The 25,121-nt window shown below is 67.7% G+C and carries 23 protein-coding genes and 1 pseudogene; 13 read left to right on the top strand and 11 right to left on the bottom strand.

The features are described from left to right. Nucleotides 1–597: 597 nt before the first annotated feature. The 10 genes from rpmH to pip all read left to right on the top strand — a co-directional run bounded on the left by rpmH (nucleotide 598) and on the right by pip (nucleotide 7,903). Nucleotides 598–741: a 50S ribosomal protein L34 gene (rpmH, locus tag ACX12F_RS29270; protein WP_162460742.1), complete on the top strand. Its 144-nt coding sequence runs from the start codon at nucleotides 598–600 to the stop codon at nucleotides 739–741. 22 nt (nucleotides 742–763) lie between these two features. Continuing rightward, nucleotides 764–1,141 carry a ribonuclease P protein component gene (gene rnpA / locus ACX12F_RS29265; protein WP_459370558.1) on the top strand — a complete coding sequence of 126 codons (378 nt, stop codon included), beginning with the start codon at nucleotides 764–766 and terminating at the stop codon, nucleotides 1,139–1,141. Beyond that, nucleotides 1,138–1,413 carry a membrane protein insertion efficiency factor YidD gene (yidD, locus tag ACX12F_RS29260; RefSeq protein ID WP_459367699.1) on the top strand — a complete coding sequence of 92 codons (276 nt, stop codon included), beginning with the start codon at nucleotides 1,138–1,140 and terminating at the stop codon, nucleotides 1,411–1,413. The genes rnpA and yidD overlap by 4 nt, the downstream gene beginning before the upstream one ends. Before the next feature lie 43 nt (nucleotides 1,414–1,456). Next, complete coding sequence (gene yidC, locus ACX12F_RS29255) at nucleotides 1,457–2,470, top strand: membrane protein insertase YidC (RefSeq protein ID WP_459370557.1); 1,014 nt, start codon at nucleotides 1,457–1,459, stop codon at nucleotides 2,468–2,470. Between the two features lie 58 nt (nucleotides 2,471–2,528). After that, entirely contained in the window at nucleotides 2,529–3,083 is a 555-nt protein-coding gene (locus ACX12F_RS29250; protein ID WP_459367698.1) for a Jag family protein, read from the top strand. 66 nt (nucleotides 3,084–3,149) lie between these two features. Next, nucleotides 3,150–3,833 (top strand): 16S rRNA (guanine(527)-N(7))-methyltransferase RsmG, encoded by a 684-nt coding sequence (rsmG, locus tag ACX12F_RS29245; RefSeq protein ID WP_459367697.1) that lies wholly within the window; start codon nucleotides 3,150–3,152, stop codon nucleotides 3,831–3,833. A gap of 149 nt (nucleotides 3,834–3,982) precedes the next feature. Next, nucleotides 3,983–4,852 (top strand): ParA family protein, encoded by an 870-nt coding sequence (locus ACX12F_RS29240; protein WP_459370556.1) that lies wholly within the window; start codon nucleotides 3,983–3,985, stop codon nucleotides 4,850–4,852. Nucleotides 4,853–4,854: 2 nt separating this feature from the next. Then, nucleotides 4,855–5,880 (top strand): ParB/RepB/Spo0J family partition protein, encoded by a 1,026-nt coding sequence (locus tag ACX12F_RS29235; RefSeq protein ID WP_459367696.1) that lies wholly within the window; start codon nucleotides 4,855–4,857, stop codon nucleotides 5,878–5,880. Nucleotides 5,881–6,110: 230 nt separating this feature from the next. After that, on the top strand, nucleotides 6,111–6,863 hold the full coding sequence (locus ACX12F_RS29230) for an acetyltransferase (protein WP_459367695.1): 753 nt from the start codon (nucleotides 6,111–6,113) through the stop codon (nucleotides 6,861–6,863). Between the two features lie 89 nt (nucleotides 6,864–6,952). After that, a complete protein-coding gene (gene pip, locus ACX12F_RS29225; RefSeq protein ID WP_459370555.1) occupies nucleotides 6,953–7,903 on the top strand; it encodes a prolyl aminopeptidase in 951 nt (316 codons plus the stop codon). A 467-nt stretch (nucleotides 7,904–8,370) separates the two neighbouring features. On the opposite strand, the gene ACX12F_RS29220 is transcribed toward pip, so the two are convergent. The 10 genes and pseudogenes from ACX12F_RS29220 to ACX12F_RS29175 all read right to left on the bottom strand — a co-directional run bounded on the left by ACX12F_RS29220 (nucleotide 8,371) and on the right by ACX12F_RS29175 (nucleotide 21,102). Then, nucleotides 8,371–8,514, bottom strand: a complete 144-nt coding sequence (locus ACX12F_RS29220) for a hypothetical protein (protein WP_459367694.1) — start codon at nucleotides 8,512–8,514, stop codon at nucleotides 8,371–8,373. Between the two features lie 1,139 nt (nucleotides 8,515–9,653). Beyond that, nucleotides 9,654–10,106, bottom strand: a pseudogene (locus ACX12F_RS29215) (AAA family ATPase); the annotation flags it as partial. 110 nt (nucleotides 10,107–10,216) lie between these two features. Next, nucleotides 10,217–11,410 (bottom strand): N-acetylmuramoyl-L-alanine amidase, encoded by a 1,194-nt coding sequence (locus ACX12F_RS29210; protein WP_459367693.1) that lies wholly within the window; start codon nucleotides 11,408–11,410, stop codon nucleotides 10,217–10,219. Nucleotides 11,411–11,568: 158 nt separating this feature from the next. After that, nucleotides 11,569–11,901, bottom strand: a complete 333-nt coding sequence (gene trxA / locus ACX12F_RS29205; RefSeq protein WP_138232308.1) for a thioredoxin — start codon at nucleotides 11,899–11,901, stop codon at nucleotides 11,569–11,571. A gap of 41 nt (nucleotides 11,902–11,942) precedes the next feature. Then, complete coding sequence (gene trxB / locus ACX12F_RS29200) at nucleotides 11,943–12,878, bottom strand: thioredoxin-disulfide reductase (protein ID WP_459367692.1); 936 nt, start codon at nucleotides 12,876–12,878, stop codon at nucleotides 11,943–11,945. Between the two features lie 121 nt (nucleotides 12,879–12,999). Further along, nucleotides 13,000–13,764, bottom strand: coding sequence for an RsmA family anti-sigma factor (locus ACX12F_RS29195; protein WP_459367691.1), 765 nt, complete (start codon nucleotides 13,762–13,764; stop codon nucleotides 13,000–13,002). Between the two features lie 86 nt (nucleotides 13,765–13,850). Then, nucleotides 13,851–14,402, bottom strand: a complete 552-nt coding sequence (gene sigM / locus ACX12F_RS29190) for an RNA polymerase sigma factor SigM (RefSeq protein ID WP_459367690.1) — start codon at nucleotides 14,400–14,402, stop codon at nucleotides 13,851–13,853. 96 nt (nucleotides 14,403–14,498) lie between these two features. Beyond that, a complete protein-coding gene (gene murJ / locus ACX12F_RS29185) occupies nucleotides 14,499–17,888 on the bottom strand; it encodes a murein biosynthesis integral membrane protein MurJ (RefSeq protein ID WP_459367689.1) in 3,390 nt (1,129 codons plus the stop codon). Next, nucleotides 17,885–20,308, bottom strand: coding sequence for a hypothetical protein (locus tag ACX12F_RS29180; RefSeq protein WP_459367688.1), 2,424 nt, complete (start codon nucleotides 20,306–20,308; stop codon nucleotides 17,885–17,887). The genes murJ and ACX12F_RS29180 overlap by 4 nt, the downstream gene beginning before the upstream one ends. Then, the gene (locus ACX12F_RS29175) at nucleotides 20,305–21,102 is read right to left on the bottom strand and encodes an NUDIX hydrolase (RefSeq protein WP_459367687.1); all 798 of its coding nucleotides are present in this window, start codon (nucleotides 21,100–21,102) and stop codon (nucleotides 20,305–20,307) included. The genes ACX12F_RS29180 and ACX12F_RS29175 overlap by 4 nt, the downstream gene beginning before the upstream one ends. A 198-nt stretch (nucleotides 21,103–21,300) precedes the next feature. Between ACX12F_RS29175 and ACX12F_RS29170 the strand changes: the two genes are divergently transcribed. Together ACX12F_RS29170 and ACX12F_RS29165 are read left to right on the top strand one after the other, a co-directional pair. After that, nucleotides 21,301–22,737, top strand: a complete 1,437-nt coding sequence (locus tag ACX12F_RS29170) for a CCA tRNA nucleotidyltransferase (protein ID WP_459370554.1) — start codon at nucleotides 21,301–21,303, stop codon at nucleotides 22,735–22,737. Nucleotides 22,738–22,755: 18 nt separating this feature from the next. Continuing rightward, a complete protein-coding gene (locus ACX12F_RS29165) occupies nucleotides 22,756–23,247 on the top strand; it encodes a pullulanase (RefSeq protein WP_459367686.1) in 492 nt (163 codons plus the stop codon). On the opposite strand, the gene ACX12F_RS29160 is transcribed toward ACX12F_RS29165, so the two are convergent. After that, nucleotides 23,244–24,026 (bottom strand): TIGR03084 family metal-binding protein, encoded by a 783-nt coding sequence (locus ACX12F_RS29160; protein WP_459367685.1) that lies wholly within the window; start codon nucleotides 24,024–24,026, stop codon nucleotides 23,244–23,246. The two genes, ACX12F_RS29165 and ACX12F_RS29160, sit on opposite strands and share 4 nt — an antisense overlap. A gap of 113 nt (nucleotides 24,027–24,139) precedes the next feature. Between ACX12F_RS29160 and ACX12F_RS29155 the strand changes: the two genes are divergently transcribed. Then, nucleotides 24,140–25,111 (top strand): IS481 family transposase, encoded by a 972-nt coding sequence (locus tag ACX12F_RS29155; RefSeq protein ID WP_459367633.1) that lies wholly within the window; start codon nucleotides 24,140–24,142, stop codon nucleotides 25,109–25,111. Nucleotides 25,112–25,121 lie beyond the last annotated feature (10 nt).

Below are 25,121 nucleotides of genomic sequence, written 5' to 3'. Positions count from 1 at the left end.
CGACTACTACCCCCTCGGAACCGCCTCTGACCGGCGGCTCAATAAAACGACGACAATCTGTCCACATAGTTATCCACAGACTGTGGACAAAGTAGGAGAATGCCGTCGTGCTCGTGTTTTGCATGCAGGAGGCCCGCGCGCTGAGGCTCGTCACAGGAACGTCTGTGGGCTCGTAGCGTCGGGACCTCTCTGGCTTGTTGTCTTGCGCCGTCGTGCAACGGCATTGGCAGAAGCTAACAAGTTTTCCGTTCGTCCGCCAACCGTTCGGCAACATTGCTCCGAGGTTCTTGGGCGTGTCGGCTTGCCACGTGGCGAGTGGGACAACTGTGACGAGCGCAAGCGCGATCCGGCTTCGCTTCTCGCTCGAACGGGTAACGGTTGCTGACGAGGAGGAGCGAGGTTTGACCGTGGGATTTCAGATCAGTACCCTCGAACAGTCGCCCCCACGTGGCGATACGGCTGCGACCGGTATCTGACCGGTACCGCGCCGGCTAGCAAGCAAGATGCGCGAGCTTACCAGCGACGACCGTGCCCACCGGCATGACTCGTTCATGTCGGTGGTGAGTACGGGCGTCACATAGTTGAGGAGATACAGCCGTGGCCAAGGGCAAGCGGACTTTCCAGCCGAACAACCGTCGTCGGGCCCGTGTGCACGGTTTCCGTCTGCGGATGCGGACCCGTGCCGGTCGCGCCATCGTTGCGGCTCGTCGCGGCAAGGGCCGTCGCTCTCTTACTGCGTGACCTGACGCAGGATCGAAGCACCGTGCTTCCGGCTCGTAACCGGATGACGCGCTCGATTGACTTTCGAGTCACCGTGAACCGCGGTGTCCGTTCGGCACAGCGGGATCTTGTGGTGCATTCATTGGCCCCGGGATCCGCCGCCGATGCTGGCTCAGACGCCCACGATGCGCCGAAGGTCGGTCTCGTCGTTGGCAAATCTGTTGGCAATGCCGTCCAGCGACATCGTGTGTCCAGGCAGCTCCGTCACGCCAGTCGCGACTTGCTGCCCGAGTTACGGTCCGGCGAGCTGCTGGTGATCAGGGCCCTGCCCGGTAGTCGCGGCGCAACCACCTCGAAGCTGCAGGACGAACTGCGGTTGGCCGTGCAGCGCGCCCACGCCAAATCCGGATCCCGGCCATGACCGCGCGGCTGGCCCGCGGGCTGATCTTTCTCATCGAGCTGTACCGCAACATGGTGTCTCCGATGCGTCTGCCCAGCTGCCGGTTCAGCCCCACCTGTAGTGAGTACGCCGTCGAGGCATTGACCGAACATGGACTTCTCCGCGGTTGTTGGTTGACGACAATCCGGCTGGCCAAGTGTGGTCCGTGGCATCACGGGGGATGGGACCCCATTCCCGAAAGACGGTCCGCGGCAACCGCCGCGCAGTCAAGGAGCGATTCGCTTGTCTTTTAACTGGTTCAGTCTGGACTACATCTATTACCCGGTGTCGGGCATCATGTGGCTCTGGTACAAGCTCTTCGGCGCCCTCTTCGGTACGGAGAACTTCTTCGCGTGGGGCCTGTCGGTGATGTTCCTGGTGTTCAGCCTGCGCGCCCTCCTGTACAAGCCGTTCGTCCGTCAGATCGAGACCACCCGGCAGATGCAGGAACTGCAGCCCCAGATCAAGGAACTGCAGAAGAAGTACGGCAAGGACCGCCAGCGGCTGGCCCTCGAGATGCAGAAGCTGCAGAGCGAGCACGGTTTCAACCCTCTCCTGGGCTGTCTGCCGATGCTGGCCCAGATTCCGGTGTTCCTTGGCCTGTTCCACGTTCTGCGGTCGTTCAACCGCACTGACGGTGCCGGCATGGGCATCGGTGCCCAGGCACTGTCCCTCGAACAGAACCGGACGACGGGCAACTATTTCTTCAGCGCCACCGACGTCAGCCACTTCCTGAACACAGACCTGTTCGGTGCTCCGTTGGGCGCCACCATGATTCAGCACGGTGAGAGCCTGAAAGCGTTCGCCCACTTCGACCGCATGTCGGTAATCCTGGTCGGCATTCCGCTGATGATCATCTCTGGCATCGCCACCCACATGAACAGCCGCGCCTCGGTGGCCCGGCAGAGCGTCGAAGCCCAGCAGAACCCGCAGACCCAGCTGATGAACAAGCTGGCGCTGTACGTGTTCCCGTTGGGCGTCGTGGTGTCCGGGCCGTTCCTGCCAATCGCCATTCTCATGTACTGGGTCGCCAACAACATCTGGACCTATGGTCAGCAGCATGTGGTGTTCAACCGGATTGAGAAGCGTGAGGCCGAGGAGAAGGAACAGGCGATCGCACGCCGTTCGGCCAATGCTCCTGCGCCCGGTGTGAAGCCGAACAGGTCCAAGAAGGGCAATCCGCCGGCCGCGGCGGTGACTACAGATACCGACGTCGATGAGACCGGCGCAGAGTCCGCGGACACGACGGATTCGGGTTCTGCAGGGGCGAAGCCGGCCCCGGGTGCCAAGCCCAACAAGAAGAAGCGTTGACCGGCCAGAGGGTAAAGACCCTGAGCGACGGCCGGTGCAAGAGGGAGAAGGCAGGGATATGACAGACACAGAAACGCAGGCGGAGGCGACGGAAACTCCAGAGGCCCCGACGACGGCTGCGGCCGCTCCGGCAAGCAAGGGCGACGATCTGGAAGAGCGTCTGGTTGCCGAAGGCGAGATCGCCGGGGACTACCTGGAGGAGCTCCTCGATCTGCTGGACTTCGATGGTGACATCGATCTGGACGTCGAGGGCGACCGCGCGATCGTCAGCATCGACGGCGGCGACGATCTGAGCAAGCTGGTGGGTCGCAAGGGTGAGGTGCTGGACGCGCTCCAGGAACTGACGCGGTTGGCCGTGCACCAGAAGACCGGCGAGCGTAGCCGGCTGATGCTGGACATCGCTCGGTGGCGCCGGCAGCGTCGTGACGAACTGGCCGCACTGGGCAAGAAGGTGGCTGAGCGGGTGCTGGCATCGGGCGAGCGCGAAGAGCTGTCGCCGATGACGCCCTTCGAGCGCAAGATCGTGCACGACGCCGTGGCGGCCGTGGACGGCGTCCACAGCGAGAGCGAGGGCGTCGAGCCGTCTCGCCGGGTGGTTGTTCTGCTCGATTGAGCACCTTAATTACATCGATGTTGTTCGTCGGCGGCGAGCTGGCGGGGAAAACGGAGGCTGTTTCACGTGAAACATGGTGAAGCTCCGTCCCCACCGGCCGCCGCCGTCGATGTTTTTGGCGACCGCGCCGAACTGGCGCAGCGCTACGCGCAAATCCTTGCCGGCGACGGGATTGAACGTGGGCTGATCGGACCGTCAGAGGTCAGCCGGTTGTGGGACCGTCACGTGATGAATTGCGCCGCTATAGGTGAGTTGGTCTGCAGCGGTGAACGAATCGGCGATATCGGCAGTGGAGCCGGTCTTCCCGGTATCCCGCTGGCGCTCGCTCGGCCCGATGTTCACGTGGTTCTGATCGAGCCGCTGCTACGCCGCGCAGACTTCCTTCGCGGAGTGGTCGCCGAGCTCGGTATCGACGTGACTGTGATCCGCGGCCGAGCCGAGGAGCGGACCGTCCGAGCCGAGGCGGGGGAGTTGGACGTCGTCACCTCCCGGGCGGTGGCGGCCCTCGACAAGTTGGCCAAGTGGAGCCTGCCGCTCCTGAAAGTCGACGGCCGAATGCTGGCCCTCAAGGGGGAGCGGGCGGCCGACGAGGTCGTCGAACACCGTCGGGCACTCAACTCACTCGGTGCTGTGGACGTAAGGGTGGTGAAATGTGGCGTGAACTATTTGGCTCCGCCGGCAACCGTGGTCGTGGCCAAGCGCGGAGCCGGGCGCGGGGCGACCGGTCGACCGGTCAAGAACCGGCGATGAGATCGTCGGCCGGGGAGGGCAATGTGTCCCGGGCTTCGGAAGCGGCCGACCCGGCCGCCACATCAGGAAAGGCAGTGAGCGATGCCAGGGGCGAGCACAGCGACGAGAAAGCAGATGTTTCACGTGAAACGTGGACGACAAGCGTGACGATGGATACGCCGATCGGGGCGGAAGCCGAACGCGCGGTGCAGATAATTCACGGAGCCAAGGGACAGCAACTGCCACACCCGCAGCACCAGCGAGTGTTCACCATCGCCAACCAGAAGGGCGGCGTCGGCAAGACCACCACCGCGGTCAATATGGCTGCGGCGCTGGCGCTGCAGGGACTGAACGTTCTGGTCATCGATCTGGACCCTCAGGGCAACGCCAGCACCGCGCTGGGCATCGAGCACCGGCCGGGTACCGCGTCGTCGTATGAGGTGCTGATCGGCGAGATCACGCTCGAGAGCGCCCTGCAGCGCAGTCCGCACAACGAGCGTTTGTACTGCGTGCCGGCGACCATCGACCTGGCCGGTGCCGAGATCGAGTTGGTCAGCATGGTGGCACGTGAAACCCGGCTGCGGAATGCGCTTGCCACGCTCAAGGACCACAACTTCGATTACGTCTTCATCGACTGCCCGCCGTCGCTTGGTCTGCTGACCATCAACGCTCTCGTGGCAGCGCCTGAGGTGCTCATCCCGATCCAGTGCGAGTACTACGCACTGGAGGGGGTGGGCCAGCTGCTGCGCAATATCGAGATGGTCAAGGCGCACCTCAACCCCCAGCTCGACGTCACCACCGTGGTCCTCACCATGTACGACGGCCGCACCAAACTCGCCGACCAGGTCGCGATGGATGTTCGCGACCACTTTGGCGATAAGGTTTTGCGGACCGTCATCCCACGCAGCGTCAAGGTTTCCGAGGCGCCGGGGTACGGCATGACGATCCTGGATTACGACCCGGGATCACGTGGAGCAATGAGCTATTTGGATGCCAGCCGTGAACTCGCCCAACGCGGCGAGCCGGGAGTGAGGAAGTAACGATGTCGCAGCCGAAGAAGCGCAGCGGACTCGGTCGGGGGCTGGCGGCGCTCATCCCGACCGGTGCACCCGAGGACGGGCAGCAGGACACCTCGCTGCGGATGGGGTCCGCGGCTGCCGACGTGCTGATCGGCGGCGGTCCGACCGCACCGGTCAACGGGGCGGCGGCTGCAGAGTCAGCTGCGGCCGCCAAGGCGGAAGCCGAGGCCATCGGCGCGGTGTACCGCGAGATCGAGCCGACTGCGATCCAGCCGAACCCGCGACAGCCGCGCAGCGTCTTCGACGGTGACGCGCTCGCCGAGCTGGTGCACTCGATCCGCGAGTTCGGTCTCATGCAGCCCATCGTGGTGCGCGAGCTCAGCGAGCCGTCCGGGCCGCATCGCTACCAGCTGATCATGGGCGAACGCCGGTGGCGCGCTTCCCAGGAGGCCGGTCTGACGGTCATCCCGGCGATCGTCCGGGAGACCGCCGACGACAACATGCTGCGCGATGCGCTGCTCGAGAACATCCACCGGGTCCAGCTCAACCCACTCGAAGAGGCGTCGGCCTACCAGCAGCTGCTGGAGGAGTTCGACGTCACCCACGAGGAACTCGCGACACGGATCGGTCGGTCACGTCCGGTGATCACCAACATGATTCGTCTGCTGAAGCTGCCCATCGTGGTACAGCGGCGCGTCGCCGCCGGCGTGCTGTCGGCCGGCCACGCCCGTGCGCTGCTCGCACTCGAAGGGGGAGCGGAGAAGCAGGAAGAGCTCGCCGCCCGCATCGTGGCCGAAGGACTGTCGGTTCGCGCGACGGAAGAAGCCGTCACTCTCGCCAACCGCGACGGTGACAAGCCGACCCCGACCCCGAAGCGTAAGCCGATTCAGATGCCCGGACTGCAGGACGTTGCCGAGCAACTGTCGACCGCCTTCGACACGAAGGTCACCGTGAGCCTGGGCAAGCGTAAAGGCAAGATCGTCGTCGAGTTCGGCTCGGTCGACGACCTTCAACGCATCGTCGAACTGATGAAGGCCGAACAGAGCTAACCGGCCAGTTTTCAGGGTTGTGACGGCACGACCAGCCACCAGTGCCCGTTACGTCACTGTGACGGTGACGTTTTTGGCGGGCGGGACGGGGAAGGGACGGCGATGTTTCACGTGGAACACTTCAACGTTCGGTGCCCGTCGATCCCGGCTGAACAAACCGGGTCGACGGCGCCGGGTTCTTTTATCCTGAAGAGGCAGCCTGATCCGATCCGGCTTACGACGGGAGTCTGGTGACATCACGAATCACGCCGCTGCGCCTCGAGTCCTTCGAGCGGTTGCCGAAGCATGCGCGGCGTTGTGTGTTCTGGGAAGTCGATCCGTCGACCCTCGGTGATAGTGACCATCTCAGCGACCCCGAGTTCGAAAAGGAAGCATGGCTGTCGATGGTCATGCTCGAGTGGGGATCGTGCGGACAGTTGGCCGTCGGCTGCGACCCAGACCGCGCCGAGGACCCCAACGACGATGCGCCGTGTCTCGGCTACGCGTTCTACGCGCCGCCGCGCGCAGTACCGCGAGCGGGACGCTTTCCGACCGGGCCGGTCAGTCCCGACGCGGTACTGCTGACCTCCATCGGTGTCGATTCCAGCGAGGAAGGGGAGGCGCTGCGACGCCATCTCATTGCTGCCGTTGTGACCGATCTGGTTCGACGTGGTGTACGCGCACTGGAGGCATTCGGCCGCACGACAGAGGTGGCGCAACTCGGTGGGCTCCACACCTGCCCGGCAGAGCTCGCGGCGACGGTGGAGGCGTTCGGGGAGTGCAGCGTCGAGCAGTGCGTCATCGATGCCGACTTCCTTCAGGACAACGGCTTCGAGATCATCGCGCCGCACCCGTACTTCCCTCGGCTCCGGCTGGAGCTGGAGCAGGGACTCGGCTGGAAGGCAGACGTCGAGGCCGCCCTGGAGCGACTCCTCGACAGCGCGCAGCTGCAGCAGCCCGTCGGGGCCGTCCCCAGTGCGGTGTTATGGACGCCGCAGCGCTGAGTGCGTAAGCGCCGCGCAGTGGGCGGCCTCCGATCGGTTGGTTCCACGTGAAACAGCGATGGTCCCGTACGCTCGCGGCCGTGGGGGAGATGCCGTTGAAACCGGACGATTCCGGGCTGCTCGATGTCGGTGACGGCAACAAGATGTACTGGGAGACCCGGGGCAATCCCGCCGGCCGGCCGGTGCTCATCGTCCACGGTGGGCCGGGAGCCGGCCGCTCCCGCACTGCACACAAGCAATTCGACCCCGAGCTGTTCTACGTGGTGCAGTTCGATCAGCGCGGGTGCGGGGACAGCCTGCCGAGTGCGGCCGATCCGTCGACCGACATGTCATGCAACACGACAGAGCATCTGCTGGCCGACATGGAGATGTTGCGATGCCATCTCGGCGTCGAGCAGTGGCTGCTCTACGGCGGCTCCTGGGCCTCGACGTTGATCCTCGCCTACGCACAGCGGTACCCGAATCGGGTGCTGGGCATCGTCCTGATCGGCGTGACGATGACGCGTCCGCAGGAGGTCGACTGGCTGTACCGCGGGCTACGGCTGGTCCGTCCGGTCGAGTGGGAGCGGTTCCGGAACGGCGTGCCCGCAAAGCACCGGGACGGCAATCTCGTCGAGGTCTACCGGCAGCTGTTGGAGCATCCCGATGCCGCGGTAAGGGAGCGGGCCGCGCACGATTGGTGTGCGTGGGAGGACGCTGCAATCGCCCACGAGTCGGTGGGGAAGCCCGGTCAATACTCGGCGAAGATCGATGCCGCGCGGATGGCCTTCGTCCGGATCTGCACCCACTACTTCGCCCGTGCGGCGTGGCTCGAAGATGGCCAACTGTTGCGCGATGCCCACCGGCTCCGCGGAATCCCGGGCGTGCTCATCCACGGTCGTCTCGATCTCTCCGCACCCGTACGGACGGCATGGGAACTGGCGGAGGCATGGCCCGATGCCGACCTCCGGATCATCGAGGACTCAGGCCACACGGGCAGCCCCGCGATGGCGGCTGCGATCACGGACGCTGTAGCGAGGTTCGCCCCGCGCAGGGGATAGCGGCGGTTCCACGTGAAACGTCGTTGCACCGCCAGACTCGGCAGTGGAAACGACGCGCGGCTGCGCTGGCGCTGCGCCCCGCTGAGTCCGCATGCTGTCGGGCATGAGCGGACCGTGTGGACCGGCTGACTGCAGCCACGTGGGTGTGAGCTCGAGATGCCCGACCGGAGCCGTGACGATGCCTCTGGCTGAGGCGGAAGGCTCGGCGCGGCTGTGGGAGACACGGCCCGTTGATTTGGCCCGCTGCTACCGCTCGCCGCGATGACACCGTGTCAGCCGCACTGGCCACTCACTCCGGGTCCGCCGCGTCGAACAGGGGGAGGGCAACAGCTTCGTCACATCCGAGGAATTGCGTCGGACGCGGTCGCGTGCGCGCACAGTCTGTCGCGGACGCCAAACTGCGTCGCCGCACAGGACTGCCCGTGCGGCTGACGAAGTTCGTCAGCCATCGGCCCGAGATGACGAACCTATGCCAGGTGCTCGGGGTCCACCACCTCGTCGCCCTGACGGGAGCCGATGGGCCGTCGAGGTGTTCGCCAACCGTGCGCGATTCGCGCGCCGACTTTGTCGTCACCGCGGATAACGCCGCAGCGGTGTCCCAGATCTGTCACCGGCGCGACGGTATGCGACTGGCGATCGAATTTCGCGGCGGCCGGGGTGCGGGCGCTATCACTGCCCACGATCCTGGACAGCCTGCACGACCCGTCTCCGGTCGCTCACGGGAAGTTCGCGACGGCGGTCCGGCGACAGCAGACATTGCCCGCTTGCGTGGATTGGTCGCATGCCATTGTCACTGAGCGGGAGCGTGTCCTCTTCCGCCGGCTGGTGGTGTTCCTCGGGGCTTCGATCCGGACGCCCCCGTGCGGTCGGGCGGCGGATGTCGCGGGTCGGCGCCGGGCCCTCGATCAGCTGAGCCTGCTCGGGGGGGTCGGAGGCAGCCGACGCTGTGCCGGCCGAGGCACGGCGACCACTACGGGGCGGTGGCCACCGTGCTCGACGCGCCCGGTCGGCCGGCAGGGGAGCCGGCGCGGCACGCGAGAACGGCAGGACACTCTCGCGTGGGTACAGCCGATGCAGGGCGAGTTGCTTACTGCGGGGGCGGACGTCCGGGTAGCTGTCGCGGAAGCCTAGGCGGCGCATGATCCGATCCGGACTGTGGGTGCACCAAGGTATGGCCGTTGCCCTCGCCCTGGGAGAGGTGATGACGACGTGGGAGGCCGGCTCGGCGGCCGAACGTTATCTCGGCGTCCACCTCGCCGCGGCGGTCACGTACGCGCGGACGGCCGAAGCCGAACTCAGCGGCGGTAATCTCGCGGCCGCGCGGGCGGCTGGCCGACGACGGGGTGCCGAAGAATGTGGGCCGGCATTTGAAGGTCGCGGGTATCACCAGGCTCCGTGTGGCGATGGCCCAGGACCAACCGGGCCAAGCGTCACGTGACGCTGACAGCGCGCTTGCTCTGGCCGTCGAAGCTTGCGGCCGGGTCCCGGAGATCTTCACATTCCTGGTGCCGTCGTCCGGCGACACCGGGAAGCAGCGGGCTCCACGGAGCCGGTGAGTCGATCCGGAGACCGAGTCGGGTGCCATCCGCTCCCGGTTCACCACGCGGAGCTATGAGGCGTCAGTGGCAGCCCCGCGGGAGGCCATGGGGGAGAAGGAGTTCGACGCGGCGTGGTCCGAGGGCGGTGGGCTGTTCACAGGACGTGGGTCGGCTGGAGTGACCGCACGGTGGTCGACTGCCGTCTCGGCGATACGGGCCAGGGCGTCGATGACTTCCACGAGCGGCTGGGTCGTGTCGATCTCGTGAGTGGCCAACCGCCGCAACAGCGGCTCGATCTCTTCGATGTCGGCCAGGATCCGGGCCCGCTCCTCTGCGGACTTGCCGAACGGATTGTTGGTCCGACGCTGCACCCGCTCCAATACGACTTCGGTTGGGGCGGTGAGGAGTACGACCGCGTCGAACCGGTCGTAGAAGCGCCATTGGTTGGCGACCGTGCCTTGAACGAACAAGGGCTGTGTTCGCGGTTGCTTCAGCAGCCCGTCGATCAGCGGCTCTCGCCAAAGCGGCTCGTCCCCGATGACTTCGGTCCACGGTTCGTCGTCGGTATCAACGGTGGGGTAACCCCGCTGAGCCAGCCCGGCCAGCGCCGTCGACTTGCCCACCCCGGACATGCCTGTCACGAGAACCGCAGCGTTGCGATTCATAGCGACTGATTCAACCAGGCTTCGCACCGAGGCGCCCGCGCCGAGCACTCAGCACCCCGCACACGCGATTTCCGCGCGCTTACCTCACCCCCGCGGCGGAAAGACAGAAATTAAGCGCCGGCCTGGCCGGCCTGCTCCACCGACATCTCGTGGGCGAGCAGCTCGGCGAAGGTGAAAGTGCCTGTGGGACGGTCGTTCTTGCCCAGCAGGTACAACCGCTTCACCGCGGCCAGGATGCCCTCGGCGATGGAGTCGCGGGAACCGGGAGAGGTCAGCAGTTCGCGGTCCTGCGGGCTGCTGACATAGCCGATGTCGACCTGCACGGTGGGCATCCGGGTGAGCCGCAGCAGGTCCCAGGTGCGGCCGTGGGTCCGGCAGTCGCGGAAACCGCTGCGCGCCACGACTTCCCGCTGGATGAAGTCGGCGAGGTTGCGGCCGATGGTGGACACCGAACCGTGCGAGTTACCGAAGTAGAAGGACGCGACGCCGTTGGCCGCCGGGCTGGGCAGGCTGGCGCAGCGCAGGCTGATCATCAGATCGGCGCCCACGGCGTTGGCGGTCGAGGCGCGTTCGGCGTCGGTCGGGCTGCCACTGACAGGGCGGGACAGGAACGTGTCCATGCCGATGGCCGTCATACGGCCTTCCAGGCGGCTGGCGAGATCCCACAAGACATCGGCTTCACTGACCAGGCCGGACCGGCTGGTCATGATCAGCCCGCGATCTTCGCCGCCGCGGCCCGGATCGATGATGATCCGTTTTCCGGTCAGGCGGGGGCCGCTGCGCCGCACGAGTTCCTCTTCGCGGATCGCGTGCGGTGAGCCGCCGGTGACCCGCGAACCCAGGAAGTACAGGGAGCGCAACGTCTCCGGACCGCAGATGCCGTCCGGGAACATGCCGTACTCGCGCTGGTAGGACATCAGGCCGTTGTGGGTCTGCAAGCCGAAATGACCATCGACGAGACCGGTGTAGAAACCGAGATCCTGCAACCGTGCCTGCAGGGTGGCGACGTCGTCGCCGTACATCGGGGCACCGAACTGGTGCGACAGTGTGCGCGCTCCCAGCCGGTACGAGGCTTCTTTGAGCGCTCGATAGGTGGCCTCACCGACCATGCCGTCGACGAGCAGTCCACGCTGCTGCTGGAAGGCCCGCACGGCCTGGTCGAGATCGTCGTCGAAGAGATCGAGAGCGACGTGCCTGCCGGTGGTGAGATCCGCGTCGGGACTGTCCAGCAGTCCCAGGGCGGTCAGCGCCGCCCGAATCTCGGTGACCGAACCTCCCCGGTCCCCGCGACGCAGTATCGACATTCCTGGCCTTTCAATCACAGACGCCAGGCGGGCGGACAGCTGCGCACTGGCGGGACGCAGAGTCCCATTGTCGCAGACTCTCCGCTGAATCCCGCAACTTCACTGGCAGCGGCGGCGCAGCCCATCCTCTCCGGACGGACGGCGCCCCGCCAGGTGAGTCAGAGTTGGTCGGCGATCTCCCGCAGCAGGGCTGCCTTGCCCTTGGCGCCGACGATGCGCTTCACCGGTTCGCCATTCTTGAACAGGATCAGGGTCGGGATCGAGACGACCTGGAAGTTACGGGCGGTCTCGGGGTTGGCGTCGACGTCGAGCTTGGCGACGGTCAACTCACCGGCCTTCTCACCCGCCAGCTCCTCGAGCACCGGGGCGATCATCTTGCACGGTCCGCACCACGTCGCCCAGAAATCGACCAGCACCGGGGTGCCGCTCTTGATGACGTCGCTGTCGAACGAACCGTCCGTGACGGTCAGCGTTGCGCTGCCCTCGCTCATGTATTGCTCCTCTCGGGTGAACTCTGTGGGGGATAGGACGATCAGCTGTGTTCGGCCAGCCAGCGCTCGGCGTCGATGGCCGCCGAACAGCCGCTGCCGGCCGCGGTGATCGCCTGCCGGTAGGTGTGGTCGACCAGGTCGCCGGCGGCGAACACGCCATCCAGTGACGTGTTGGTGGTGCGACCCTGCACCTGCACGTAACCCTCGTCATCGAGATCCACGAGGCCGCGCACCAGGTCCGACCGCGGGTCGTGGCCAATGGCGACGAACACGCCGGTGACGGGAAGCTTGCTCTCCTCGCCGGTGGCGGTGTTGCGCAGAACCAGCCCGCTGACCTTCGAATCACCTTCCACCGCAAGAACTTCGGTGTTGGTGACGAAGGTGATCTTCTCGTTGGCCTGTGCGCGTTCCAGCATGATGCGGGACGCGCGGAACTCGTCCCGGCGGTGAATCAGCGTCACCGAACGGGCGAAGCGCGTCAGGAACGTCGCCTCCTCCATGGCAGAGTCGCCGCCGCCGATCACGGCGATGTCCTGGTCGCGGAAGAAGAAACCGTCGCAGGTGGCACAGGTGCTCACGCCCTGGCCGATCAGCTCCTGCTCACCCGGGATACCGAGGTGCCGGGCAGCGGCACCCATCGCGAGGATGACCGCGCGCGCCTGGTAGGTCTCGCCGTCGACGGTGACGGTCTTGATGGGGCCGTCCAGAGACACCGCGTCGACGTCCTCCATGCGCAGGTCGGCGCCGAACCGCAGGGCCTGCTCGCGCATCTCCTCCATGAGCTCGGGGCCGGTGATGCCCTCCTTGAAGCCTGGGTAGTTCTCCACCTCAGTGGTGGTCATCAACGCACCACCGAACTGGACACCTTCGAAAACCAGCGGCTTGAGCTGGGCGCGCGCCGTGTACACCGCGGCGGTGTAGCCGGCCGGCCCGGAGCCGATGATGATCACGTCGTGCACGGTGTCTTGGGTGGTCATGGCCGCCTTTCATCTGGCTCTGGTCAGGCTCATACCTGGCTGGCCTGCTGCCAGAGTCGGTACGCCTATAACACCAGGGTAGGTGCCGGTGTTCCCGGGCGGTTGACGGGCTCCGGGGCAGTCAGCGGCTGGATTGTGTCGGTGGGCCCGGAGCGTCGAGGATGACGGCATCGGCGATCAGGCCGGCGTTGGCGGAATTGCAGTCGGCAGACACGACCAGGGCCATCGTCGGGCCGCGGTCGGCCTCAGGCAGCAGCAGGAGCACCTGGGCGCGGTCGTGCACGGTCAGGGTGGCGGCACCCAGAATCGGGGTTGTGGGGGAGTAACCGAGCCCCTGTAGACAGGACTGCAACCGGTCCGGCGGGGCGAGCGCTCCCAACTCGGCAGGCCGGCCCCGCAGGTCGAGGATCTGCCGGTCGGGCCACGGCATGCCCGCCTGCCGCTGCACGGTCAGCGACGCCGCCTTGGGGCCGGCCGAGACCCGCGCCGGTTCGTCAGACCCGCTGAGCACGACGGTGGCGCCGACGGCGATCGCGATCAAACCGGCGGCGGCGCCGGCGATGACGGCGGGATGTGCGCTACGCGCACCATGGCCGGCCGAGTGCCCAGGGACGACGGCGTGGCGGGGCGGTCGAGTGCCGGCCTCGCGCAGGGCTGATCCGATGTGTGCGGTGACGTCGGCAGGGATGTCGCTCTCGCCGTTGTCGTCCGCCAGGTCATGGAGGTCGCGGCGCACCCGCTTGAGTTCGGCGTACTGCCGCGCTACGACGGGGTCGTCCCGGATGCGCCGGCGCAGTCGGGCTGCCGTGGCGTCGTCGAGCAGTCCGGCCTGGAGGTCGGCGAGCAGTTCCAGGGAGACGGGCTGGTCGGCGTGTTCGTCGTCCACCTGCCGAAGCCTAATCCGGCCGTCGCGGGGCGCGACCGCCCATCGAATCCGGTGTGCGGTGGAAAAACGTCACGTGACCGGCCCGGTCAGTCGGAGAGATGTGCCAACGACCGGGCGAGCTTGGCCCGGGCCCGCGCGCAGCGGCTCTTCACCGTGCCCTCGGCGATGCCCAGCATTGCCGCGGTCTCGGCCACCGAGTAGCCCTGCATGTCGACGGCGACCACCGCTGCCCGCTGTTCGACCGGCAGCCGCAGCAGTGCGCGTTCGACGACGATGGTGGTCTCGACCCGGTGCGCGGGGTCCGCGGTCTGGCAGGCCGTGTCGTTGAGTTCTTCAGTGCGGCGAAACTTGTTGTGGCGCAGGCGGTCGAGGCACGAGTTCACCACGATGCGGCACAGCCAGCTGCGGACCGAACTGTCGTGCCGGAACCGCGGCGCATGGCGGTGGGCTTTGAACAGCGCGTCCTGCAGGGCGTCCAGGGCGTCTTGCGGGTCGTGGCTCGTCAACCGGGCGAGCCGGTACAGCTGGTGGCGATGCCGGTAGAACAGCTCTTCGAACGCGTACCGCTCACCGGCGACATGCGCCGCGAGCAATTCTGCGTCGGATGCGTCCGACTGTGGCCCCCCGAAACTCCCCACCTCCGAACCATAAATCGGGTTCGGCAGCGGCCCCGACGCGAATTGAGCGGTGCGGTTCTGACCTGCGCAGATGGCCTGCTCAGGCCTGTGGATAACTCAGGCGGCCGCCTTCACGACGACGTTGGAGATGTCAGTCTTGCTCTTGCCGTCGACCGTCCCCAGCGTCGAGATCCAGATCAGCAGATGTGAGGTCGGCTGCGCGCCCGAGATCGTGATCGTGTTGGTTCCGGGCTTCATGGTCGCCGGCTGCGTCAGGACGGTCGTGGCATCCAGCGAGGCCGGGGTGGCCGTCTGAGCCGACCGGATCTGGACGGCGGTGCCCGTGCTGGTCAGGTTCAGGCTGACCGATGCCACCGTGGTCGCCTGGGGCAGAGTCAGCATGAGGCCGACGCCGCTCTTGAAACTGGGGAACGGCGTGGGATCGGTGTAGATATCGGTGGACCACGCATCGCCTGCGGCGCCGGTGATGGCCTTGCCCGCGGACTCCGGGGAGTCTGCGCCACCGCCAGGTGAAAACACCGTCACCCCAACGGGTTTCACCACGTTGCCGGGGGCCGGGGCGCCGCTCGAGGTCGGGTGCTGGCTGTTGAGGCCGAGCTGCTGCTTGTCCAGGCCGCCGCCGACGTCACCGAAGATGCCCCTGAGCACCGACGCCAGCACCAGTAGCGCCACGAGGAGGACGGCGCCGCCGACACCCACCCCGATCAGCAGTGCCTTGCGTCGCTTCGCCGCGGCATCGAGTTCTGGCGCGTCTGCGGCTTCCGGATGCTGCGAGCCATCGACGGGCTCCAGCAGTTCCGTGGTGTCGGCGACGGTGGTCGCCTGCTGAAGCAGATTCAACAGCGTTGGCGCCGACCGGATTCCGCCACCCTCCTGGACCGCCCTGGCCGCCGCCGCGGAAATCTGGAAGGGGATGGTCCCGTCGACCGCGCGGGGTTCGACGGGCTGGCCGGCGCTGTTCTTCGTCGCGGGCAGCATGCCGCTGAGGGCACCGGATTCGGGCAGGGGCCAGCGGTTGGTCAGCAGCGCGTACAGCGTGGCGCCGATGCCGCGGATGTCGTCTTCTGGTGTGGCGGACGGCAGCGTGCCGGGGAAGGCGAGCACCACGTCGCCCTCGATGCTGACCCGGATGCGGCCAGGGTGGTCGACCGACAGCGCGACGCCGGACCGGTGTGCGGACTCGGCCGTCGACGCCAGGGACTGGATGGCGCGGGCACCGCCCATCGCGGACGGTTCCGTCGCGGCCACCTCGGCCAGTGAACCGCCGCGGATCCATTCGCTGACCACCAGGCCGCCATGGCCGAGTCGGGTGACGTCCAGGATCCGGGCCAGCCCGGGTCCCTCGATGTGGCTCAGTTTGCTTGTCCGGGTGAGGATTTCCTGCACCATGGACTGGGGCAGCTCGCCGTCGTGGTCGACGAACGTCAGCGCCACCTGGCGATCGAGCGGAATGTCCAGGGCATGCCAGAACTGCAGATCGGGCGGACCGCCATGGAAGACGAGCAGCCGGTAGCGGCCGTCGGCCACCACGGCGCCGGCCCGCAACGCGACGTCGTCGGCGCCGCCTGACGTATCCGGGATGTGGGCGGATCCCTGGTCCGCGGGTGCGTCGGTCACCGCAAATCCTTTCCGAAGCCCGCCCGCGGTACCACTTTCCGGGGTTGCCGCGCCGTTGGCAGACGCGCCGGGCCGGCGTGGTACCGGAGATGAATTGCCGTGTCCAGGGTACGGGACCACGGTCCGTCCCGAGTCCGGTACAGCAGAGCTGACCTGGACTGCGGGGGCGGGTGCCGGGCTGCTGCGGCCCAGCCGGCGCTGTACGAAAGCCACCGCGGCCAGGGCGTCGGGCACCTTCGCGGCCACCAGAACCGCCACGATCACCGGGAGCATGATGAGCCCGAGCAGAAACAGCCGCAGCAACGATCCGGCGGCGCCGCCGTGCTCGGTCAGCCGACCGAACCCCAGCAGCCGGTCGGCGACATAGGCCAGCAGCCCCGAACCCAGGGCGGCACAGATGGTCACCAGAATGGTCCGGACCACCGGCAGCTCGACCATCCGGCCGTGCGGCGGCCGCAGTGCCGACCGCAGCAGGATGTAGCCGACGGTCGCGCCGGCCAGGAACCCCACCCCATTGGCCAGCCCCAGGTATCCGGCCACGAGTTCCCGGTCATCGGTCAGGTGGGGGGCGATCAGCGAGCCGACGATCTTCACCACGGTGATCACGACGATCAGCACGATCGGGATCCACGGTTGTTCGCGGGCGTAGAACACCCGAAGTTCCAGCAGCACCATGGAATACGGGATGAGCGTGAACGCCGACAGGGTGATGGCCATGCCGAGATAACCGGCATCGGTGGCACCGAAGTTGCCGTACGCGAAGAGGGCACTGCCGATGGCGGGGCCCGCGACGGTCATGAAGGCGACGATGGGGATCAGCGTCACCATGGTCAGCCGGGTGGCCAGCGAGAAATCGGCGAGCACCGCGGGGTTGTCGTTCGCGGCGGCGTTGCGGGACAGCCGCGGCATCACCACGGTCAGCACCGTCACGCCGATCATGCCGAATGGCAACTGCAGCAGCAGCCACGCGTAGTTGTAGATCGCCGGACCGGATGCGGCTGCGTGGCTGGCGATTTCGTTGCCGACGATCAGACCGATCTGACTGATCAGGACGTACAGCATCATGGCGACGGCCATGGTCCCGAACTTCTTGAGCCGGTCGTCGATGCCCCACAGCGGCCGCAGGTCGACGCGGTGCCGGTGCAGGGAGTACAGCAGCACCCCGGCCTGGGCCACGACGCCGAGCGTGGTGCCGATGCCGAGAACCAGCAGCTTGGCGTTGCCCATCTCGACGGGATCGATCGAGAGTTCGCCCGGGACAAGCACATACACGCCCAGCGTGATGATGGCCACCACGTTGTTGAGCACCGGCGCCCAGGCTGGCGGCCCGAAGACGTTGCGGTTGTTCAGGATTGCCATGTAGACCGAGGTCAACCCGTAGAAGATGATCTGCGGCAGAAGCAGATACGCGAAGGCGGTGGTGAGCGGCTTGTTCACCTGGGGGTCGCTGCCCAGCATCAGCCGCACCAGCAGCGGTGCCGCCGCGACCGACAGCACCGTCGTCACCAGCAGCAGCGCGGTGGCCAGCGTGACCAGCCGCCGCACGAACGCGGCGCCACCGTCGGCGTCGTCGCGTTCGGCCCGGGCCAGCACCGGCACGAAGATCGCGGTGAAGGTGGCTTCGAGCACCAGGGCGGCCACCATGTTCGGCAGCTGGTTGGCGACCGTGAACGAACTGGACAGTGCCGCACCGAGAATCGCGGCGAGCAGCACGATGCGCAGGAAGCCGGTGATGCGGCTGACCAGGGTGGCGAAGGCCATGCCCCAGGACCGGGAGACGACGGCGGCGTCGGACAGCTCAGCCCGCCGAGGTGGTGGTGGCGGCGACACTATGGCCTGCGGCCGGGGACCACCACGCGGGGCGCTCATGAGTCCTCCGGGGCGTGGGCGATGGCGGTGTCGAGCGGGTCGGGGCGGTCGGGCTGGGAGGTATCTGCCGGGACCGGCCGGGCGTGGTGTGGCCGGTCCAGGTCGGCCCGGTCGGGCTGACCGCGGAACCGGTGCCACAGCCGGCGGCCGGCCAGCAGGAACAGCACCGCGCCCGCGGACAGCGTGATGAAGAACAGCACCTTGCCGTAGGCGTTGGAGTGCACCGACAACCGGACCGGTTCGCCGAGCGTCAGTCCGTTGACGGTGCGCAACGCGGCGTCCACTGCGACGCGCTGGGTGAAGTGCACCTCGATGGGCACGCGCAGTGGCAGATAGCCCGGCGGCAGTTCGATCTCACCCATGTCGGTGACGGTCATGCCGGGTGGCGCGTCGATGACCAGTCGCACCCGGATGGGCAGCGGGAGGTCGTTGCGCAGGGCGAGGGGGAGGGGACTGCGTTCGGTGGCCAGCGTGTACGAGCCGCCGGGGTTGACGACGGTGACCGCGTGGAACAGGTCGTCCATCGTGGCCTGCGTGGTGGTGACGCGCTGCTGGGCCAGGGTTTCGCGGACGGTCGGTGGTAGCGACTGGGTCAGCGCCCGCAGCATGTCCTCGCGTAGCGGCGCCGTGTACTGATCGCCGGTGAGCCCGGTTTGGGTGTTGACGGTCAGCGCGGCGGTCAGGCCCCAGATGCGCTCCATCGCGGTCGAGATCTGGCTGGTGATGCCGTCGCCGTAGCGGGCCTTGGGGTTGCCGGTTCCGTTGTCCGGCGGTGTGGCGGACGGCGTCGGCGGCAGGGCCTGGGCATCGGCGATCACCGCGGGCATCGGGCGGGCGACCGCCAGCCCGGAGTGGATCGCCGTGGCCACCGACGTCAGGATCGCCTGCGCGTCGTCGGGGGTGACGTCCCACGCCAGCGGGGGCATCAGGATCTGGTTGCGGGGCTGCGCATCGGGTTGCAGGCCACGCCACAGGACGGAGGCGATGGCGTCCTGGCGACGTGCCACCGGCGAGTCATGGATGAGCGGCACGTGCAGCGACGTGTCGAGGTATCCCGGCGAGATCGGGGTGCGCCCGGCGCCGGCGAGGGCCGCGGCGACGCACGGGTCGAATGGCGCCACGGTGACTTTGTCGCTGTATCGCCGGGGTGCGGTGTCGGCGGGATGATCGGACTCGTCGGCGGTGATCGGCGCCGCGGCGATCGCGACGGTCGGTTCGGGCTGCGCGGACAGCAGTCGGACGGCCGGGCCGGTGAGCGGGCCGTCGCCGACGACCGTGGCGCCGCGCAGGGCTTGGATGCCGAGAAGCTGGTTGACGATCGGTCCGGCGTCGGTGGTGGCGGTGGAGCTCAGGGCGGCGTCGCCGACGCGCTGCAGCGCGCGCAGGTCGGCCTGGGCGTACACCGTCGGGGTGACGCAGACCCGCTGTGCCAGCTCTCGCAACCGGTGCAGCCACTCGGTCGCGGCCTGTTGTCCGGCGCCCGGGTGGGTGGGGGAGTTGAGGCCGGCGGCGGGGTCGTCGGATACGACGTAACCGCCGCTCATGGCATTGACGGTGATCAGCAGATCGGGGTCGATGGCCAGGCACATGGCGCCGCGCATCAGGCCGCCGGGATCGACCTGGTCGTTGGTCGCGAAGTCGGCGGCGGCCAGCAGCGTGTCCAGGCGGCCGCCGTTGGCCAGGGAGGTGGCGAGGTCGTCGTCGGCCAGGCGGGCCGGTTCGGTGCGGCCGGGCACGCCGGCGGCCAGGTGCGGACGGTCGGCGAGCGGCCACAGCAGGGTCAGTGCGACGGGATGCGCGGTGTCGGGCGGGACGACGGCGTCGATGGGCTGCTGGCCGGTGCCGCCGGGGACGGCCGGGGTGGCGGGCACGCCCAGCACGGGTAGCAGGAAGCGGGCGTCGTCGAGCCGGGCGGCCGACCCGTAGTCGGGTGTCCCGTTGACGTTGACCAGCAGGGGATACACCCCGGGCTTGTCGATGTCGAGGGCCGGATGGTCGGCCGACCGCACCGGGTAGGCCAGCCGGAACGGCACGCTCTGGCCGCGCGCCAGATCCTGCGAGACGGTGGTGAAGTCGCCGACCGCGGAGTAGTCCGTCGGTTCGGCGGCGAGCGTCGTCCGCAGCCCGGACGACGACGTCACCGCGGGCGAGTGCTCGAGACGGACCATGACGTCGTGCACCGGGCGGTCACCGACGTTGGTGACGGTGCCGGTGACCGTCACCACCGGCTCGCTGGTGGTGGTGACGACGTCTGGGGTGACGTGGTCGATGCGCAGTTGCAGGAACGTCGTCCCGCCCGGTTCCCCGGCCGACGACTGCGGCGTGATGGGAGCGGTGAGCAACAGCAGCAGGGCGGTGGCCGCCAGGATGCGCAGGAGAGCTGTCGAGGCTAGCCCCAACAGCTCTCGCCTGACCTTCACGACCCGGGTCCGCAGCCGTTCGCGCGGCGGCCGGGCTGAGTGTGGGCGGAGTCGTCGTTGCGATGGTTCCGCGTGCGGGAATGGGTCTGTGGGCGGCGGCGCGGCGCGGTGCGCGGCAGCGGCGGCAGGGCGCCCGGTCCATCGGTGTGCAGTTTGTCGATCAGTTCGCCGGCCACCTCGGCAAGCTTGCGCTCGTCGGCGTAGGCCAGGCGGGACGGCAGTTCCCGCAGCGGCACCCATGCCACTTCGGTGACCTCGACGTCGTCGTCGGAGAGTTCGCCGCCCTGGAATCGCATCAGGTAATGGTGCACTGTCTTGTGGACGCGCCGGCCTTCGGTCACGAACCAGTAGTCGATGCTGCCGAGCGCGGCCAGCACGCTGCCCTGCAGTCCGGTCTCCTCGGCGACCTCACGGATGGCGGTCTGTTCGGCCGTCTCGCCGAGTTCGATGTGTCCCTTGGGCAGTGACCACAGCATCCGGCCGCGGCGGTCGATGCGGCCGATGAGCGCCGCCTTCTGGGTGTCCTTGGGGCCGTCGAGCCCGTCGATCACCAGTCCGCCGGCTGAGGTCTCGTGCACGGTGCGCAGTCGGTCGTTGTTCGACTTGCGCGGCGCGGGAGCCGACGGTGCGGAGGCCGCGGCGGTGGGAACAGCCTGGGCGGTCCCGTTGTTACGGCTGGCAGCTGCCGAATCGGAGTCGGCGTGCTGGGTACTGTCACTGGGCGGACCGGCCGAGCGTCGACCGCGACGTCGCCCGCGGCGTCGTCGTGGTTTGGCACGCTCGCCTTCCGACACCCAAGCGATAGTAGCTGCTCAGCTTGGGCGGTCTGTCCCCACTCGCCGGTCAGTGGCCCAGTTGTGACCGTGCCGCGATGGTCGGTACCGGCCGGTGGGGTGGGCGCATTAGGCTCATCGGACGTGCCGAACGATGCAAGTGCCGACGCTGGGTCGGAGCGGAGTCCCCAGAGTGCTGAGGGCGGCGACCCGACAGCATTGCTGACCGCTGCCGCGGTCGCACTGAACAAGCATGCGGATTTGCTCGTGGACCTGGGCCGGGTGTTCGCCGCGGCCGGTCATGAGCTGTATCTGGTGGGCGGCAGTGTGCGCGACGCGCTGCTGGGCCGCGCGCTGAACGACCTGGACTTCACCACCGACGCCCGTCCGGCGCAGTTGCAGAAGCTGCTGCGCGGCTGGGGAGAAGCGTTGTGGGACACCGGGATCGAGTTCGGCACCATCGGGGTCGCCAAGTACGGACAACGCATCGAGATCACCACCTTCCGGGCCGACACCTATGACCAGGTGTCGCGGAATCCCGAGGTGGTGTTCGGTGACCGGCTCGAGGACGACCTGCTACGCCGGGACTTCACCGTCAACGCCATGGCGGTCCGGATCAACCCGGACCTGCCCGGCGCCATCGGCGAATTCCACGATCCGCTGGGCGGACTGGCGGGCTTGGCGGGTCGGGTGCTGGATACCCCGTCGGCGCCGCAGGTGTCGTTCGGCGACGACCCGCTGCGCATGTTGCGGGCCGCCCGGTTCGTCTCGCAGCTCGGTTTCGCGGTCGCGCCGCGCGTGCTGGAGGCGCTGCTCGAGATGGCGCCGCAGCTGGGCCGGATCACCGTCGAGCGGGTGTCAGCAGAGCTGGACAAGCTGATGCTGGGCGCCGACCCGGTGGCCGGCGTGGACCTCATGGTGCAGACCGGGCTGGGTGACGTGGTGCTGCCCGAGGTCGGTGCCATGCGGATGGCCATCGATGAGCACCATCAGCACAAGGACGTCTACCACCACTCGTTGACGGTGCTGCGCCAGGCCATGGATCTGGAGGAGCCCGAGAGCGGGCCCGATCTGGTGCTGAGGTGGGCAGCGTTGCTGCACGACATCGGCAAGCCGGACACGCGTCGCCACGAGCCAGATGGCGGCGTCAGCTTCCACCATCACGAGGTGGTCGGCGCCAAGATGACGCGCAAGCGCATGCGCGCGCTGAAGTACTCCAAGCAGATGATCGACGATGTCTCCCAGCTGGTGTATCTGCACCTGCGGTTCCACGGCTATGCCGACGACAAGGGCGCCGGCATGTGGACCGACTCCGCGGTGCGCCGCTACGTCACCGACGCGGGGCCGCTGCTGGGCCGGCTGCACAAGCTGGTGCGTGCGGACTGCACCACCCGCAACCGCAGGCGCGCGGCGCGATTGCAGGCCAACTACGACGGTCTCGAGCAGCGCATCACGGAACTGGCCGCGCGGGAGGATCTCGCGCGGGTGCGGCCGGATCTCGACGGCAACGAGATCATGACCTTGCTCGGCATCCCGGCCGGCCCGCAGGTCGGGGAGGCATGGCGGTTCCTCAAGGAGCTCCGGCTGGACCGCGGCCCGCTGACCCACGACGAGGCCGTCACCGAGTTGCAGAAATGGTGGAACGCCAAGGGCTGACCATCCGTCCAATCAGGTATGGACTATTGCCTGAGTGATGGGGACGGGTCGGCGTCGTGGTGGCCGGGGGCGCCGGCGGTGGACGCCGACGGCGACGGCACGCTCGACGGGGTACGGCTCGATGTGGACGGCGACGGATTGTTCGACGACGCGCTGGCCGACTTCGACGGCGACGGCCGGGCCGACCACGCCGTCATCGACGTGGAGGATATTGCGGCTCGGCGCACCCTCACCGATGACGGATCAGGTACCTGGGCGGTGGGCTCGGGGCTGCGGTGGTTTGGCCTGGACGGCACCCAGCAGAGCGGGGGAGCGGTCGTCGACTTCGACGGCGACGGTGCGGCAGACGACCGGCTGGTCGACGCCGACGGCAACGGTCTCGCGGACCGGGTGCTAGCCGGGTCTGTGGGCTACGTGGACACCGACGGAGACGGGCGGTGGGATATCCAGCTGACCGACACCGACGGTGACGGTACGGCCGACGCGGCCGCCCCGGTCACGCGCGGCTAGTTCCGGCCCGCTCCCGGCGGCCCGGCGAACGCCTGGGCGATGGTGAGCCACTTCTGGGCGTCTTCGCCGACGGCCTTCACGTCCAGTTCGCGCAGCGGCCGCCGCTGCGTCACCAGCAGACAGAAGTCCTCGGCCGAGCCGGTCACCCGCTGCGCGGCGTCGTCGGGTCCCCAGGTCCAGAGGGAGCCGTCGGGCGCGGAAAGTTCCACGTGAAACACGTCCGTCGGCGGCGTCAGCTCATGGAGAGTGAACGCGAAATCCCTTGTCCGCACCCCGATGTGCGCAATAGACCGCAGCCGGGCTGTCGGTTCGCGCCGGACCCCGAGAGCGTCAGCGACGTCGGCGCCGTGCGCCCACGTTTCCATCAGCCGCGCGCTGGCCATGGACGCGGCGCTCATCGGCGGGCCGAACCACGGCAGCTTGCGGCCGTCGGCGACCCCTTCGAGTGCGTCGTGCAGGGTGGCGCGAGTGGCGCGCCACTGCGCCAACATTTCCGCCGGCGGGGTCTGCGCAAGCTCTTCCGCCGCCACGTCCACGAACCCGAGCGGGTCCTTCCACGCTTCGGCGAGAGTCGCGGCGAAGGCTTCCTCGTCGGTCACCGCCAGCACGGACACCTGGTCGGTCCACCACAGATGCGCGATCTGATGGGCGATGGTCCAACCCTCGGCCGGGGTCGCGGCCGCCCATTCGGCGGGCGGCAGATCGGCAACCAGTCGGTCCAGGTCGTCACTCTCGGCACGCAGATCGGCGATCACACCGGCAGCAGCATTGGGGGCCATGGCAGCACCCTAGATGTCGTGACCCAAGAGGTTGTTGACGGCGTGCCTGCTTGAAATGGGGAGGACCTCCTGACGGAGTGGATGTGTCTGGCATTCACCCGTAGGAGGTCCTCGTGTCTCACGCTAACGCCCGTACCAATCTGTTCGCTCGTCGCCTGATCGTTGAGCGTGTCGCCGCTGGTTGGCCACCGGCGCATGTGGCCGAGCAACTCGGTATTTCACGGTCGACGGTGTACAAGTGGCTGCGCCGATATGCCGAAGGCGGTGAGGCGGCGTTGGCCGACCGCTCATCACGCCCGAATCACATGCCCCGGCGCACCAGCGCCCAGGTCGAGAAGAAGGTGCTGGCCGCCCGGGCCCGCCGCAAGCGTGGTGCGGTGGTGCTCGCCGCCGAACTGAATCTGAATCCGTCGACGATCGGACGGATTCTCGCGCGCCATCAGGTGCCGCATCTGTCGGCGATCGATCCGATCACCGGCACGTCGGTGCGCACCTCGCGGCGCCAACCGAACCGCTATGAACACCGCACCCCTGGGGCCATGGTCCATGTCGATGTCAAAAAGCTCGGCCGAATCCCCCGTGGTGGGGGTTGGCGGTTGCACGGACGCGACGCCAAAGTGTCAATTGCCAACCGGCACAAGAAAACCAAGATCGGCTACGACTACATCCACACCGCTATCGATGACCGCACCCGGCTGGCCTACAGCGAAGTGCACACCGATGAAAAAGACCTGACCTGCGCAGCGTTTTTGCACCGAGCCTTGCTCTGGTTCGCCGGCCACGGCGTGCGCACGAGGCGACTGCTGACCGACAACGCCTTGGTCTACCGCCGCGGCACCAACTGGGGCTGGGTGTGCTCCGCGTGGCAGCTCAAACGCCGCTTCATTAAACCCGGCTGCCCCTGGACCAACGGCAAAGCCGAACGCTTCAACCGGACCCTGCTCACCGAATGGGCCTACGCCCGCCCATGGACCTCCAACAGCCAACGCACACACGGCCTTGACCGATTCCTCGACCACTACAACACTCAACGAGGCCACTCCGCCCTCAGCGGAAAACCACCCATCAGCCGGCTCGCCGCCTGACAACAACGTG

Source organism: Mycolicibacterium sp. HS_4_1 (assembly GCF_054515875.1).
Note: the sequence above shows the minus strand (reverse complement) of the source record. Positions and strands in the feature narration are given on the sequence as shown.